General features: G+C 44.3%; 14 protein-coding genes. 2 read left to right on the forward strand and 12 right to left on the reverse strand.

Translation table 11 applies throughout. From position 1 onward, the window contains the following. Nucleotides 1–239 precede the first annotated feature (239 nt). Both DESGI_RS16225 and DESGI_RS25795 read right to left on the reverse strand, forming a co-directional pair. Nucleotides 240–1,373: a hypothetical protein gene (locus DESGI_RS16225; RefSeq protein WP_015617992.1), complete on the reverse strand. Its 1,134-nt coding sequence runs from the start codon at nucleotides 1,371–1,373 to the stop codon at nucleotides 240–242. Continuing rightward, entirely contained in the window at nucleotides 1,361–1,774 is a 414-nt protein-coding gene (locus DESGI_RS25795) for a hypothetical protein (protein WP_015617993.1), read from the reverse strand. Before DESGI_RS25795 ends, DESGI_RS16225 begins: the two co-directional genes overlap by 13 nt. 277 nt (nucleotides 1,775–2,051) lie before the next feature. Between DESGI_RS25795 and DESGI_RS16235 the strand changes: the two genes are divergently transcribed. Both DESGI_RS16235 and DESGI_RS16240 read left to right on the forward strand, forming a co-directional pair. Next, on the forward strand, nucleotides 2,052–2,564 hold the full coding sequence (locus DESGI_RS16235) for a hypothetical protein (RefSeq protein WP_006524569.1): 513 nt from the start codon (nucleotides 2,052–2,054) through the stop codon (nucleotides 2,562–2,564). A gap of 210 nt (nucleotides 2,565–2,774) precedes the next feature. Then, entirely contained in the window at nucleotides 2,775–4,274 is a 1,500-nt protein-coding gene (locus tag DESGI_RS16240) for a hypothetical protein (RefSeq protein ID WP_006524570.1), read from the forward strand. A 118-nt stretch (nucleotides 4,275–4,392) separates the two neighbouring features. Here the strand turns inward: DESGI_RS16240 and DESGI_RS16245 are convergent, their stop codons facing one another. The 10 genes from DESGI_RS16245 to DESGI_RS16290 all read right to left on the reverse strand — a co-directional run bounded on the left by DESGI_RS16245 (nucleotide 4,393) and on the right by DESGI_RS16290 (nucleotide 13,645). Further along, nucleotides 4,393–5,373, reverse strand: a complete 981-nt coding sequence (locus tag DESGI_RS16245; RefSeq protein ID WP_006524571.1) for a hypothetical protein — start codon at nucleotides 5,371–5,373, stop codon at nucleotides 4,393–4,395. A gap of 25 nt (nucleotides 5,374–5,398) precedes the next feature. Further along, on the reverse strand, nucleotides 5,399–6,379 hold the full coding sequence (locus tag DESGI_RS16250; protein WP_006524572.1) for a hypothetical protein: 981 nt from the start codon (nucleotides 6,377–6,379) through the stop codon (nucleotides 5,399–5,401). A gap of 24 nt (nucleotides 6,380–6,403) precedes the next feature. Next, nucleotides 6,404–6,871: a hypothetical protein gene (locus tag DESGI_RS16255; protein ID WP_006524573.1), complete on the reverse strand. Its 468-nt coding sequence runs from the start codon at nucleotides 6,869–6,871 to the stop codon at nucleotides 6,404–6,406. A 94-nt stretch (nucleotides 6,872–6,965) separates the two neighbouring features. Continuing rightward, complete coding sequence (locus tag DESGI_RS16260) at nucleotides 6,966–8,759, reverse strand: thiamine pyrophosphate-binding protein (RefSeq protein WP_006524574.1); 1,794 nt, start codon at nucleotides 8,757–8,759, stop codon at nucleotides 6,966–6,968. Between the two features lie 18 nt (nucleotides 8,760–8,777). After that, complete coding sequence (locus tag DESGI_RS16265) at nucleotides 8,778–9,734, reverse strand: NAD-dependent epimerase/dehydratase family protein (protein WP_006524575.1); 957 nt, start codon at nucleotides 9,732–9,734, stop codon at nucleotides 8,778–8,780. Between the two features lie 25 nt (nucleotides 9,735–9,759). Then, nucleotides 9,760–11,085, reverse strand: a complete 1,326-nt coding sequence (locus DESGI_RS16270) for a protoporphyrinogen/coproporphyrinogen oxidase (protein WP_006524576.1) — start codon at nucleotides 11,083–11,085, stop codon at nucleotides 9,760–9,762. A gap of 47 nt (nucleotides 11,086–11,132) precedes the next feature. Then, nucleotides 11,133–11,678 carry a CatB-related O-acetyltransferase gene (locus tag DESGI_RS26190; RefSeq protein WP_006524577.1) on the reverse strand — a complete coding sequence of 182 codons (546 nt, stop codon included), beginning with the start codon at nucleotides 11,676–11,678 and terminating at the stop codon, nucleotides 11,133–11,135. Between the two features lie 103 nt (nucleotides 11,679–11,781). Continuing rightward, nucleotides 11,782–12,375: a CatB-related O-acetyltransferase gene (locus DESGI_RS26195; RefSeq protein WP_006524578.1), complete on the reverse strand. Its 594-nt coding sequence runs from the start codon at nucleotides 12,373–12,375 to the stop codon at nucleotides 11,782–11,784. Nucleotides 12,376–12,403: 28 nt separating this feature from the next. Further along, complete coding sequence (gene acpP / locus DESGI_RS16285; protein ID WP_006524579.1) at nucleotides 12,404–12,637, reverse strand: acyl carrier protein; 234 nt, start codon at nucleotides 12,635–12,637, stop codon at nucleotides 12,404–12,406. A gap of 15 nt (nucleotides 12,638–12,652) precedes the next feature. Continuing rightward, nucleotides 12,653–13,645, reverse strand: coding sequence for a beta-ketoacyl-ACP synthase III (locus DESGI_RS16290; RefSeq protein ID WP_006524580.1), 993 nt, complete (start codon nucleotides 13,643–13,645; stop codon nucleotides 12,653–12,655). Nucleotides 13,646–13,647: the final 2 nt, after the last annotated feature.

A 13,647-nucleotide genomic window follows, 5' to 3' on the forward strand; every position in this document is an offset into this window, starting at 1 on the left:
GGGGGATAAAAATATACAAAGCAACTTTATAGAATAACCGTTTTTCGAAGTAATAACCAAAATTAAAAGAGTATAATCGAAAAACATAAAATCCCAAATACCATATAAAGGATGATTAGAAAAATATAAGCAAACTGGGTAAGTAAGAGAATAAAAATGCGCATACCAAATAGGCCTTTTTGAATTGATTTAAAAAAAGCCTAAAAACAATTTGAATATAACTTAAAGCATAACCCAGATTAGGCAGCGAACCTTGAAAGGACAGGAAATATATCAGTGATTGAAATGGTGCTCTCGCCAGCCCATGCATCAACATAACAACAGAAAGCACCAAGAAATACTCTAACTATCCTACGTTCTCGGGTAAAAACAACGGCAGATTCAGCGTTAAAATCATTATTGATTCTGTCCCAGGCCCTTTCGGTGGTAGAGCGTCTTTTGTAAAGCTGCTTCCACTCATCCGAGCCCCTTAAAATAGGCGTAAAGAACCTGGGGTTATCACTTGTTTTTGTATAAAACGTTTTTTCGCTATATAAATGGCACTTATCACAGGAATTACATTGCACAGGGAAAAGCCACTTTCGTCTGAAGGACTTGGACATTAGGCCCCAGTTACGTAATTGGTGTCCTAAACATTTGCAGTGAGGGATCCCTTTTTTATCAAATTCAATAAAATCACTCACTGCATCAGGCTTAGAAGCCCGAGCGTTAAGATCAATAACGGGCTTGATGCCATAATGCATATTGAGAAGATAGAATGGATTAGCGTCATAAGCCGAATCGTAAACAGCAGCATTAAAATTAATCCCTGGGTACAAATCCACAAGCTCTTTAAGTTCATAAACACTAGTTACCGAATCATGACGTTCACCAGAAACACATTTTATATGGATAGGTAAGCTGTAGAAAGAGTCACAAGCAGTGAAGCCATGAAAAGTATGGCCATAAAAGTAACGCTCATTGTAACTATCCCAACCCCAAGAGGCAGAGGGGTCAGCGAATAAGCGGAGGCAATCGCAACGTTCGCCGGGCTTTAACTTACAATTGCAAACCTTTTTGCCGTAGTAAGAGGCATGAGTAGGCATGCAAGTGCCATCAGCGGCGACATTCAATTTATTAGGGTCGCCAAGGATACCCCTGGCTAAGGATGGCATAACAAAAACATCTTTTAGAATCTGGTTTAAAGTAGATTCCAGATTACCAGGGAGCTTGGCATTATTGTATTTTAGCACCCTATTAACCAGGCGTTCCACTACGCCGGGCTTGGATGAATCCAGTTTCTGATTTTTCTTCTGCTTCTTTTTAGGCTTACGCTTGAGCTTGCGCAGCTTCGATTTGTAAAGGATCCGATTCTTACGAATCAGCCTATCCATATAATTATAAAAAGTACCCACGCCCGGGATAGGATCTGCCGGAACATCATCAACTTTAACAGTAGAAAAGCAGGCGGGCAAAAACCAGATAAAACAGCAAGAAAAGGATCAGACCTTAAAGAATCCACCCACTTGGGGATGCTGGTTTCACCAGTAAAAGTCATAAGGATAAGCGAGCGAAGCAAGGCCACCGCATCTTTGGGTGGGATGCCCCGATTAGCCCTTGAATACCGGTTTTTAATAAGCTTAACAATGCCGGTAAGATCGGCACCCCAAAGTTTAACAACTAAAGAAGCTTTAGTTACGATAGTAATCTGCTGGCCGGTCGAAATATAATAGCGAGTTAAAAAATCACAAACGAAATCTTGATACTGCTCATGAGAATACTTGACAACTAACATAAAATCTACTCCTTTCAAACCGATATATTGGAAATAGCTTCCAATTCAATTTTGGAGCGATTTTAGAATTGTCAAGCAGGTAAAATGACCGTGAATCACTATTTAATTCATTTAAACCCAGATATCTTTTTAATAATAGCCATACCTAATAATTACGATGGGACATAAAATTAATTGTTTTTTGAGGTGAAGCCTCAAAAGGCAAAAAAATAAAGCCTGTATTTGCAAGGCTTTGGGATTTTTCGAATGTACTATTAAAAAATAATGAGGTGATTTTATGGCTATTCAACTTTTAGCTGACCCGTCTTTTGATCTACCAGTCAGTCCAAGTGGTCCATGGGTTGACGCATCCATACCTCCAGCATCGGCACAGCGGCGAGACGCTACCATTGCTCCTCCCCACACCGGAGGATTCTTTGTATGCCTTGATACGGATGCAGCTAATCAGACCGCGCGAATTACCCAAATTGCACCAGCGTTATTATTACCGAGTTCCAACCTGAGACTTGCATTTTTTGCCAGAAGATTTACTGGCCCAGCAGCTACTGTAACCGCTACCGTGGATCTTACGCTATTTGGTATATTTCCTTTACCGGGATTTTTAGCAATTCCAATACCGCCAGGAGCAAATCCGCCAACCAGTAGTAATGTTTACGAATATTACGAGGCATTTAGCCAACCCGTCCCCTTCGGGGTTACCAGTGCGACGGTATCTATCGCTGTCACCAGTGCATTAGGGGCGGTAACTTGGGATTTTGATGACGTTACCCTTTATAATGATGTAATTTAATGGGCTAACTTTTTAAACCCCCTTCTCATAGCCGTTCGAGAAGGGGGTTCTTTGCGACTTTTTTATTGGTATTACAGGCAATAAAGAGCCCCCTTCTCCCTGGTAGAGAAGGGGGCAAAGCATGAGTTACCGCGGCTTATTTGGCAATACCTATGTAATCATCATAATATATAGAAAAACATTATAATGTCTCACTATGGAGGGGGTCTAATGTATCAACTAAATAAACAATGTAAAGTATATTTAAAGAGCTATTTAAGTAATGCTGCAGTAAATAATGATCATAGTATAGATCTTTTTGAAACTGTTAAGGTAAATCCTACTCATGGAAAAAGAGGTTGTGGAAATGGAAATTCAGGACAAGGCATTTGTGGAGTAGAGAGGCAGGTAAACGACCCCGAGGTTGATGTAACCTCATTCCCTCGCATTACTCAAAGCGAAACCAGTTTGGCTTATTTCGATAATTTTATTCTCTACGGTTTTAACGACTCGAATGACCCCGGAAATTTTTCAGGCTTTGCTTTTTCCAGTGACGGCGGTGTTACCTGGTGCGACTGTGGCTCTCTGCCCCGCAATTCAGGTGGTGTTAACAGAGGTGACCCTTCGCTGGCGGTTGATAAAAACGGAGTATTTTATTATGGGCAAATTGGTAAAGAAGTTATAAATGATTATTTGGAATCTATAATCAGTGTATCAACTGGAACAATCAATCCTGACAGAACGATAACAATGAATCTACCTCAGGTAGTTGGACGAGGGAAAGGAATTCAGGATAAAGAATGGATTGCCGTCGGTCCTGATAAAAATAGTCCTGGAGATGAAGCGTTATATGTTGTATGGACGGACTTGGCCAACTTTAACATTCGCTTTGCAAAATTTAGAACGGGAAGGAATCTTACTGAGCTTATTTCGAGCAAAGATATCGTTGTGAGTGACGGCATTGCATTTGGCGCCTTTCCGGTGGTAGATTCGGTCGGTAATATTTATGTCTTTTATGAGCACGGTGACTTAGGAGCATTTACCCAGCTGGGGATTCCTAATCGAGTCATCCGCATGGTAAAATCCACTGACGGTGGGAATAGTTTTCAACCATTTGTTCCGGTTAGTTCCACCTTTTCAGCAGCAGCTACGGACGTTGTGAGCTGTGATATAGATCGCCCAGTCATTAAAGTAACAGACCAAAGGGTAATTCGTATGTTAGAACTACCCCAGGCGGCCAAAGGACCGGATGGTACTATATATGTTGTCTGGAATGCAGGGAGGGTTGTTGGTGGTAGTAGTTTTATCGATATCTTTTTGGCCTGCAGCCAAGATAAAGGCAATACATGGAATCAAGTGACTATTACCAATACCTTGCCCCATGCCTTTTTCCCATCGGTAGCAGTAAATAACAAGGGTGCTCATATTCAGTATAACCGTTTTAATGACCCTGATGGAGTTGGCGGTGTGGGTAATGGAACCTTTGGTGTATTTATAAAAACTTTCTCCTTTAGTACTGGTTTATATGAAGAGAAGATAGTAAGTAATGAATTTTCTCCAGTGCCAAATAATCGTCCGAATTTTGACCCGGGCGTTGTTAGTTGTTATATGGCTGACTATAACCAGATTATTGCCGGACCGGGTAATTCTCTCTTACATGCCTGGGGGGATAATCGTAATATATTAAATCATGAAAACAATCCTGACGTATTTTTTAAGCAAACTGATTAACATTTTCTTTTTAGCATAATGATTAGCTTAAAATTTTTCTCATGAAAGGCGGAAGCAAAGGGAAGCAAAAGAACCGTCCCTTTGCTTCCCGCATTATCGCTCGTCCTTACCTAATTATTTAATCACATAAATCGAGCAACCTTTCTTTCGCCGCCTCGTTATCAAAAAAAGCCAGCTGAGATTCGGCATAGGCCATAACTTCTTCATAAAAAGTGCTGTTTTTCAAAAGCTCTTTAGCCAGTTTGACCGCCCCGTCAATGTCCTGGGAATCTACGCACAGTCTCGGGAAAAGTTTTTTTTGCGTATAAAAGTTATCCGGAGCAATACAAGGCATTCTTACAGCAGCACAGTCAAGGGCAAACCTCCCCCAAATCTGCCGGTAGTCCAGATGCAGCCCCATAAAGGAACAGTTTAACTGAGATATGTAATCTTCCCAGCGTGGTGTATAGTTAAAATAGATCGGCGGTATTTGCATATATTCTTTAATCATGTAGACATACTCTTTATCATCTTCACTCCATACATCGATAACCCCCGGCAGGCCGATTTCCGACAAGGCCGCTATATTGACAATGCCGTTACGGTTAAAGATTTTACCTGTGCCGCACCCCACGTGGATTTGTTGCTTTTTTTCAACGGGGGGACACAGTTCTTCCCGGACTCTCTTTAAGGGAAACGGAACGCCCACCAGTCCCACCGGCCTGTTGGTCAGGGGCTGTATGATGGGAATGTCGTACTCGTGCGTAACGCCCACTGCATCGGCTATATTTAAAAGCTCAATCAGTTTCACCTGCAGATCCCCCTGGAGAGAGGTGAAATGCTCCATTTCGCCATCAAAAAAAACTAAAACCCGGGCCGTCGACTGTCTTTTTATTTTTATACCCACATCAATTAGCGCATCGCGCACAGCCACCATAACCAGGTCAAATTCGCTGAAGTATTCATAAGGCAAATTGTAAAAACCGGCATCAAAAGCCCAGCCATTATAATGAATGCCTTTCATTACCGTAGCCCACTGGGTGATCCGGTTGACCTGTTCAGTGATAACTTTACCGTCTGAATCGCTCGGAGGCATTAAACTGACCAAACAGAACTTCATAATCTCACCTCACTCAATCAAGGCACTAGCTAATAAGGTTAAACAGCCTCTTTTTAGTTTCTTCATAACTAAAAAAGTCAAGCTGCGATTGGGCATAGGATACGGCTTCCTCATAAAACTTAGCATCAGACACCAGTTTCTTTATCAGCGTCACCGCCCTCTCAATATCGTGATGGGCTACGCACAGGCCTGGAAATAGTACCTTTTGCGTGTAAAAAGAGGGGGGCGCAACGCACGGCATCCTAACAGCGGCACATGCAATGGGGAATTTGCCCCAGGAATAACGGGAATCCAGGTGTAGGCCCAGGAGGGAATAATTAGCTTGGGTAATAAAGCGATCCCATTCTGAGTTGCTGAACCTGAATTTAATCTGAGGAAACGGCACGTATTTTCTAATGGACAGGATATATTCCATTTCTACAGGATCCTGTATATCCACCACACCCGGCAGCTCAATTTTAGACAGCGCCGCCAGGTTAACCAACGCGTTTCGGTTTTGATTGGGCACCGACTTTATGGTACTGCCAAGTTCGATTTCTTCCCGTTTTTGGACAGGCGGACACAGCTCGCCAACCCTTTTGAGCGGGAAAGGCAGACCAACCAGACCCACGGGCTTTGAAGTCAGTGTCTTGAAAAACGGAATGTTATTGTCGTGCAGCACCACCACAGCATCAACGGTATTTAAAAGTTTCACCATTTTGGCTTGCAGGTTGCGGGTAATATGAGTAGTAAAGTGATCAATTGGGGCATCAAGGAAAACCACCACTTTTGCCTTTGATCTTTCCTTAACCTTGATGCCCACCTCTATGGTTTCTTGTCGGAGGGCCACCATAACCAGGTCAATCTCGTTAAAATAATCGTAATCCAGACCGTACCCCCCTTGGTCAAAAAGCAGCGCGTTATATACCGTACCGCCCATTATTGTGGCCCAGGTATTGATGTTATTTTGTACTACTTTTCCATGGTCCGGATGATATAGTTCCATGTTTAGGAGACAAAACTTCACTGCACTTTACCCCCGGGGAATCGATTAAGAACCAAGTATAATTTCAAATTCATATGTTGTATTAACAGGACCCCCTTCTGTAGTCAGCGATATACTTATTGGGTCCGGCTGTGGACAACTTAATCGTTGTTGTGGCATTGCAGCTGTACCCTGCAGGCTTAAAGAAGGTATATCTGTTAGCACATTGGCAGTAAATGTAATTACATTACCCATTATTCCTACATTCCCATCATAAATAACTGTATTAATTGGTACTGTACCTGATTCCGTAACATTTTGGAGAGTAATACTAGGCCTTGGGTTACCATCAATTGTCCAATTCGTAATGAACCTGATATCATTGGGTAAAGGTGTGGGCAGATCTACAGTTACACCTACCCATTTTACTATAACCCTACTTTGGTTTATCTGATATTCATTAGGTAAAAAATCTGTTTCGTTCTCCTGGCATTCACTTAATTGGTTAAGGTTCTGGTCTTTATTCTCCCCCATTTTAATCGCTCCTTAAGTTTTTTTACTACAGTATATGCGCCATAATCATAATTTGTTAAAGATAGCTATTTAGAATTGGCCTTGAGCATTTAGATCAAACAGGTACATCCATCTCCTCCATCAAATCAATGAGCATAATTTCCTGCAGTTCTGACCGGTCAAGATGAGGCGACATGTCCTCAATGGGCCTGTTTACGACAAGTTTGGGATCTACACAGGTGGTTTGTTCCAACTTTACCTCGACAAAGGCCGGCCCCTCTGTTTTTAATGCCGTTTCAATAATATCCCGGGCGCTTGACCATGAGGCAATATTATAGGAAGGGATCCCGTAGGCCGCAGCCACCTTCCCGAGGTTAGGACAGCTATAACCTTTAACAGTAGACTGCTGCCGGCCGCCAAAGTATAGATCCTGAAACTGCCTGACCATACCAAGACACTGGTTGTTCATAACAAATATTTTAACGGGGAGGTTATGGTTCACAAAGGCATCAAGTTCTTGGATGTTCACTTGGATACCACCATCGCCGGCAATAATGATAACTTTCCTTTCCGGGGCGGACATGGCCGCTCCCAGCGCCGCCGGAAGTGCAAAACCCATGGCACCCATGCCGCCTGAAATCAACATCCGCTGCTTCTTTTTTAGACGAAAAGACTGCGCAGCCCACATTTGGTTCTGCCCAACATCAATGCAGATGATATCCCCTGCAGCGCAATACGAAGAGAGAATCTCCATAAAATGATTGGGATCTATGTTTTCAGCTTTACCTGGCTGAGCAAGGGTAGAATACTTTTCCTTGAACCCATTAATGGTTTGGTACCAGGGCGAAAAGTCAGGTTTTACGTATCCCTCCAGTTTAGCGTTAATTAAGGATAGAAACTCCCTGACGTTGCAATTAATCGCGGTATCCACCTGCACCTTGGCATTCAATTCCACCGGGTCTATATCAACATGAACCTTTTTGGCGGCCCGGGCAAATGTTTCCGGCCTGGTACCCGTCTGCCGGGTGTCCAGCCTGGAGCCCAGGATGAGCAGAAAATCGCTATTAGCCAGAGTAAGATTGCTGTAACGATTTCCATAGGACCCGATCATACCGAAAAAGGCTCGATTATCATGGGGCAAAGCATCAAGCCCCATTAATGAAGTGACCACCGGTATGCCGGTCTTCTCCACCAGCAAGCCAAATTCAGTGATGGCCCTGGCTGTTCTTACCCCCCCGCCGGCAAGAATTACTGGTCTCTTTGCTTCCTTGATGAGTTTTATCACCTCATCAATTATATTAGCTCCTTGTTTAAATATGTGTCCTATCTCTTCCGCATATAGCTTTTTATACTCCGCACTGTCCCAAAAACTGGCTAACTTGTCAGGCTCAATTTGGGCACGCTGTATATTCATAGGAATATCCAAAAGCACCGGGCCCGGCCTGCCGCTTCGGGCGATATAGATAGCTTTCTCCAGGTAGTACCTGATTTGTTCCGCATTGGTAACTAACTGCGCATATTTGGTAATAGGCTTTACCACACTAACAATATCGGTCTCCTGGAACCCAAGCTGGCGCACGGACCTGCCGAATTTGTATTCGTATGTGTTTACCTGTCCGGTTATAAACAGGCATGGGACCGAGTCAAAATAACAACTGCCAATCCCGGTCACCAGGTTCAACGCACCGGGACCGCTGGTGGCAATCGCCACTCCGAGGTTCCCGTTTATACGGGCGTAAGCCTCGGCGGCAAAAGCCGCCGATTGCTCATGATGCAGCGAGATACATTGGATATCATCTCTGGTATAAACGGAATCAAGAAGATGCGTTATGGCCCCGCCAATTAACTCAAAGACATGTGATACACCTTCTTGAACCAAGAAGTCAATAATATAATCAGATAGCTTCATATTCTAACAAGCCCCTTCTCACGGATACAGGTCCAGGTTTTCTCTAAACCATTGGACCGTTTTTTTGAGCCCGGTCTCAAGAGATGTAGCAGGAAACCAGCTGAGTTCTGTTCCAGCTTTATTCATATCGGCTACCCAAGAGCCCGGCTCGGGCCTCCGGTCATTTACTTTACCCCACATGGGCTCTAAACCGTTTCCGATAATTTTTATGATCATATCAACCACTTCGCCGATAGAATACTGTACCCCGCTCCCAACGTTGTAGATCTCTCCCCCAGATACAGGGACTGCTATTACTTTTAAAAAAGCATCTAGTACATCATCGATATAAATAAAATCCCTCACAGATTTTGGTGTAGAGAGTTTTGGAGGTTCTCCCCTGAGAAGTGATATTATTACGTGTGGTATGAGTCGCTGGGGATCGTCCCACGAGCCGTAAGGGGAAAATAGCCGCATTGTAATAATAGGCAGGCCCTTTTCAAGGGCCATGGAGCGGCAATAAAGAGTGGCTGCCGCTTTGGAAACTCCATAATCTCCTACCGGCTCAAGTATATCGCTCTCACGCATGGGGTTTTCCTTAATGCCGTATTCAGAAGAACTGCCCGTATTAATAAAATAATTAAACCCTATCTTTTCACAGGCTCTTAATAAATTGACAGTACCCATGAAGTTTGATTCGATGATGGCAGATGTTTCTCTCTGGGATTTAAATCCCCCATAGGTGGCCAGGTGGTAAATTACTTGTGGACCTATTTGAGCCACTGCTTTTTCTACAGCGCCGGCATCCCGCAAATCCACATCGTGGTTGGTCACATGTCCCAATAAGTCAACTATGCGCCACTTATTGGACTGACTCCGGGTAAATATATGCACATCAATCGGGGTGTGTCCTTTACCCTTGATCTTCATTTCTACCAACCGGCGGGTAAGGTAGGAACCGACAAACCCGGTGGCACCAGTAACCAACACGTTCATATGACACATCCTATTCTTTTCTCATTCAACTGGAAGATATGGTGATCCGCTTGTCTTTTATCAGGCGCTCCGCCAACCGTTTTCCATTTATAATGGACTGATCGCTCCAAAGATAGGCCCACTCACCGTAGCGCCCGATGCAGTGAACATCATGTTTTTCCAAGTAATCCAGCACAGCGGTCCGGCTTTCGGTGTGCTGATGGTGGTAAAGCACCTGGGCGTGTTTTACATCCTGACACTGGGCCAAAATAATCTGGTCTTCTTTACTGATAACGCCGATGGCAGTTAGGTCCTGGATGGTTTTTTCGAGGACGTGCTCCAGCGACATACCCAGTGGCTTGTATCGGGAATAATAGACTTCCGCCTGGAGACTGCCTGTTCCAGGTGGCGAGTTATCAGCAGAATACGCACTGGGAAAATGCACCCGACAAGGAAGAATATCTTCGTTATAAATGTAAAACCAGTGACAGTTGGCCAGATTTTCCCTCGCAACACCCAGATTGACCAGCACCACTGACGTGCAGGCCAGCCGGGCGGCCGCCTGCTTAATATCGGTCGGGCAGTCCTTAATGCTCTGCACCAGTACGGGAAGCGGCATTGAAGAAACCAGCGCCTCATAATAGCGTTCAAAGCCGTTTTTGAAAGTAATCTTCTTTTTTTGCACATCAAGCTCCACCAGCTCGTAGCCGTAATATGCTTTGGTTCCCTCCTGCAAACCCCTTAAAAAAGATTGAAAGCCTCCCCTCCCGGGATAACGAACAGTAGAAATATAATGGTTACTGTTAATTTCGCTGGACAAAGCCCCTTTAAGCACCTGCTCCAGGTCCGGGCGGTAAATCCGCTGTTCAATCCAGTTCGTCGTCATTTGTTCGGGTTCCACTGTCCAGTATTTCCGGGTATAGGCATAGGGAAAAGTCCTGGCGAACTTTTCCCCAAACCCGTCAATGAGCCACTGACCATAATTTTCCAGGGAGCCCGACCCGGACCGCTCCGCCTTTACAAAATCCAGAATACAGCTAACCACCAGATCAACCGGCAGGCCCTTTAAATTAGTCTGGACCGGATGACGGACCCAGTCCGAACCAAACCTGTTCAAAATCTTGGGGTAAATTTCATTGAGCCGGTCTTCTACACTTTCGGCAAAAAGTTCCTTAACGTAAACGTCTTTCGTAAAAGATGAGTGCGGTCCCTCATCAAAGATAAAGCCGTCAATCATATGGGAACGGCAGCGCCCGCCCCATGATGCCTCTTTTTCATAGATATCCGTTTGATGGTTAAAGTGTTGGGAAAAACTCAAGCCCGCAGGGCCCGCCCCTAAGGTCACTACGGCATGCATACCACTGGAACTCATTCAAATACCCCTTTGTTTCTACTTTAAATAAACTTCACCTTAAACTTTTATAACCTGCCTTCTTTTTCCATCTTTTCCATTGCCTTTGTAATGAAGGTGTCAATATCATAAAAATACTCCTCAAATTCATGAATTTCCTTATCACTCCAGTCCCACCAACGGATTCTAAGCAAGGCTTTAATTTGTTCTTCTGAAAACCTGTAGCCCGCAATTCTGGCCGGGTTTCCGAATGCAATGGCATAAGGGGGTACATCCTTTCTGACTACGGAACCAGCTCCGATAAAGGCACCATCTCCTATGGTTACACCTGACATGATTACGGAATTATACATCACCAAAACATCGTTACCAATAATGGTTGGGCCATTTGAATAACAGTCCTTAATAAGCCCTTCGATTTTATGAAAATATAAAATCGACAGAGGATAACCAGCTACATTATTGGAATAGTGCTCCATACCTGAAAACACTTTGACCCCCGATGCCAAACCGCTAAATTTTCCGATCTTGATCACTTCACTGGGCAAGGGAGTAGTGATAAAAGGGTTAAACGATGCAGAAAGACTATGTTCCCCGACAGTAATAATGGCCATCATTTCACTCCTTTAACTAACACTCAGGTAATATTACTTATTTCACTTTTGCCCGCTACTTTTTACTAATCAATTGTGATATTTAATCATTTATTTAAAAGACTTATAATCTGCCCTCTTTTTCCATCTTTTCCAGTGCCCTTGCAATAAATGTATCAACATCCCCGGCGAAATACTCTTTAAACGCAAATAATTCCTCAAAACTCCAATCCCACCATCTTATTCTCAGCAAGGCCTTGATTTGTTCCTCCGAAAACCTGTAGCCGGCGATCCGCCCCGGATTGCCCAAAACGATGGCATAAGGAGGCACATCCTTTCTAACTACCGCACCGGCTCCGATAAAAGCGCCGTCACCTACTTTTATACCTGATAAAATCGTGGCATTATACGAAATCAAAACATCGTTCCCTATAATGGTCGGACCCTTGGTATATATATCTTTTCGGTAACATTTGAGGAAATCACCTAAAAAATCTTTATTAGCGCCTGGTTCTTTTACACTATGATCTATAAGATTAAGCACAGAATTCATGGGAGAGCAGGCTATATTTTCATAATAGTGTTCACCGCCCCCCAATATTTTTGCCCCTACGGACATACCGCTATATTTTCCCACTCTAATTTCATCATCCGGACCAAAGATAAAATAATGGTAAAATGGCACCACCGCTGAATTTTCCCCAATAATAGCTAACACATTTTCCACCCCATTTACTGATTAAAATTTATATGAGCTTTTGGATATACTGCACGGCCTCGTCCACTGTACGAATTTTCTCCACGTCCTCATCAGATATAACTATGTCAAACTCTTCTTCTAAAGCAATCATTAGTTCAACAAAATCTAAAGATTCGATACCTAGATCATCCATAAAGGACGTTTCGCTTTTTATTTCGGCTTCGTCTTTATGGAACTGCTGAACAAGAATCAATTTTACCTTATCAAATACTTGCATCATTAAATTCCTCCTCGTTCACCATTTCATGGCTACCCCGCCCCAGGTCATACCTGCGCCGAAGGATACCATTAGTATGTGGTCTCCTTTCTTAATCCTACCATTGCGCAATGCCTCTTCCAGGGCAATGGGAATGGAAGCTGTAGAAGTGTTACCATAACGGTCGACATTAATCAGCACTTTTTCGGCGGGCAAGTCAAGTCTCTTGGCCACAGCTTCAATAATTTTTATGTTAGCCTGGTGGGGAATGAAAAAGTCCAGCTCCGATTTTTTTAGACCGGCGGCCACCAGTACCTCTTGAGCCACTTTTCCCATGGCCTTGACCGCTAGTTTAAAAACTTCATGTCCGTTCATTTGGATACAGTGGAGTTTGCTATCCACAGTTTCCCTGGTGGGCGGATGTCTTGATCCTCCCCCAGGCAGTGTCAGGTGCGGCCCGGCGGCACCGTCGGACCAAAGCTTGAAGGCCAGAATACCGCTGTCCTCCGGTACGGGTTTTAAAACAACAGCGCCGGCGCCATCACCAAAAAGAACACAGGTGCTGCGGTCTTCCCAATTGACAAACCTGGATGGTATATCTGACCCGATCACCAGAACCGTACGGTAGGAGCCGGTGGCAATAAATTGGCTGGCCACGGGCAGGGCATAGATAAAACCGGTGCAGCCTGCGGCCAGATCGAAGGCTCCGGCGTTTTTAGCACCGATCCGGTCCTGCACTAAACAGGCGGTAGCGGGGAAAGGCATATCAGGAGTACTGGTGGCGACAATAACCAGGTCCACTTGTTCCGGCGTCACTCCAGCATTAGCCATAGCCCGCACTGCCGCGGTGGTGGATAAGTCCGATGTGGCCTCCCCGGGAGAAACAATGTGTCTCTCCCTAATTCCCGACCGGGAAACAATCCACTCATCGCTGGTGGCCACCATTTTTTCTAAATCGGCGTTAGTAAGCACCCGGTCCGGCACGCAAACTCCAATGCCGGCGATTCCGGCGTTAATCAATTTATCCGGCAAAG

It is taken from the genome of Desulfoscipio gibsoniae DSM 7213 (genome assembly GCF_000233715.2).
In the GTDB taxonomy this organism is placed as follows: domain Bacteria; phylum Bacillota; class Desulfotomaculia; order Desulfotomaculales; family Desulfallaceae; genus Sporotomaculum; species Sporotomaculum gibsoniae.

What these genes read in the sequence shown, in the direction of transcription:
- DESGI_RS16240 (WP_006524570.1), top strand. Translation starts at nt 2,775, where the DNA reads ATGTATCAACTAAATAAACAATGTAAAGTATATTTAAAGAGCTATTTA.
- DESGI_RS16270 (WP_006524576.1), bottom strand. Translation starts at nt 11,085, where the DNA reads ATGAGTTCCAGTGGTATGCATGCCGTAGTGACCTTAGGGGCGGGCCCT.
- DESGI_RS16265 (WP_006524575.1), bottom strand. Translation starts at nt 9,734, where the DNA reads ATGAACGTGTTGGTTACTGGTGCCACCGGGTTTGTCGGTTCCTACCTT.
- DESGI_RS25795 (WP_015617993.1), bottom strand. Translation starts at nt 1,774, where the DNA reads ATGTTAGTTGTCAAGTATTCTCATGAGCAGTATCAAGATTTCGTTTGT.
- DESGI_RS16255 (WP_006524573.1), bottom strand. Translation starts at nt 6,871, where the DNA reads ATGGGGGAGAATAAAGACCAGAACCTTAACCAATTAAGTGAATGCCAG.
- DESGI_RS16225 (WP_015617992.1), bottom strand. Translation starts at nt 1,373, where the DNA reads ATGGATAGGCTGATTCGTAAGAATCGGATCCTTTACAAATCGAAGCTG.
- acpP (WP_006524579.1), bottom strand. Translation starts at nt 12,637, where the DNA reads ATGATGCAAGTATTTGATAAGGTAAAATTGATTCTTGTTCAGCAGTTC.
- DESGI_RS16235 (WP_006524569.1), top strand. Translation starts at nt 2,052, where the DNA reads ATGGCTATTCAACTTTTAGCTGACCCGTCTTTTGATCTACCAGTCAGT.
- DESGI_RS26190 (WP_006524577.1), bottom strand. Translation starts at nt 11,678, where the DNA reads ATGGCCATTATTACTGTCGGGGAACATAGTCTTTCTGCATCGTTTAAC.
- DESGI_RS16260 (WP_006524574.1), bottom strand. Translation starts at nt 8,759, where the DNA reads ATGAAGCTATCTGATTATATTATTGACTTCTTGGTTCAAGAAGGTGTA.
- DESGI_RS16245 (WP_006524571.1), bottom strand. Translation starts at nt 5,373, where the DNA reads ATGAAGTTCTGTTTGGTCAGTTTAATGCCTCCGAGCGATTCAGACGGT.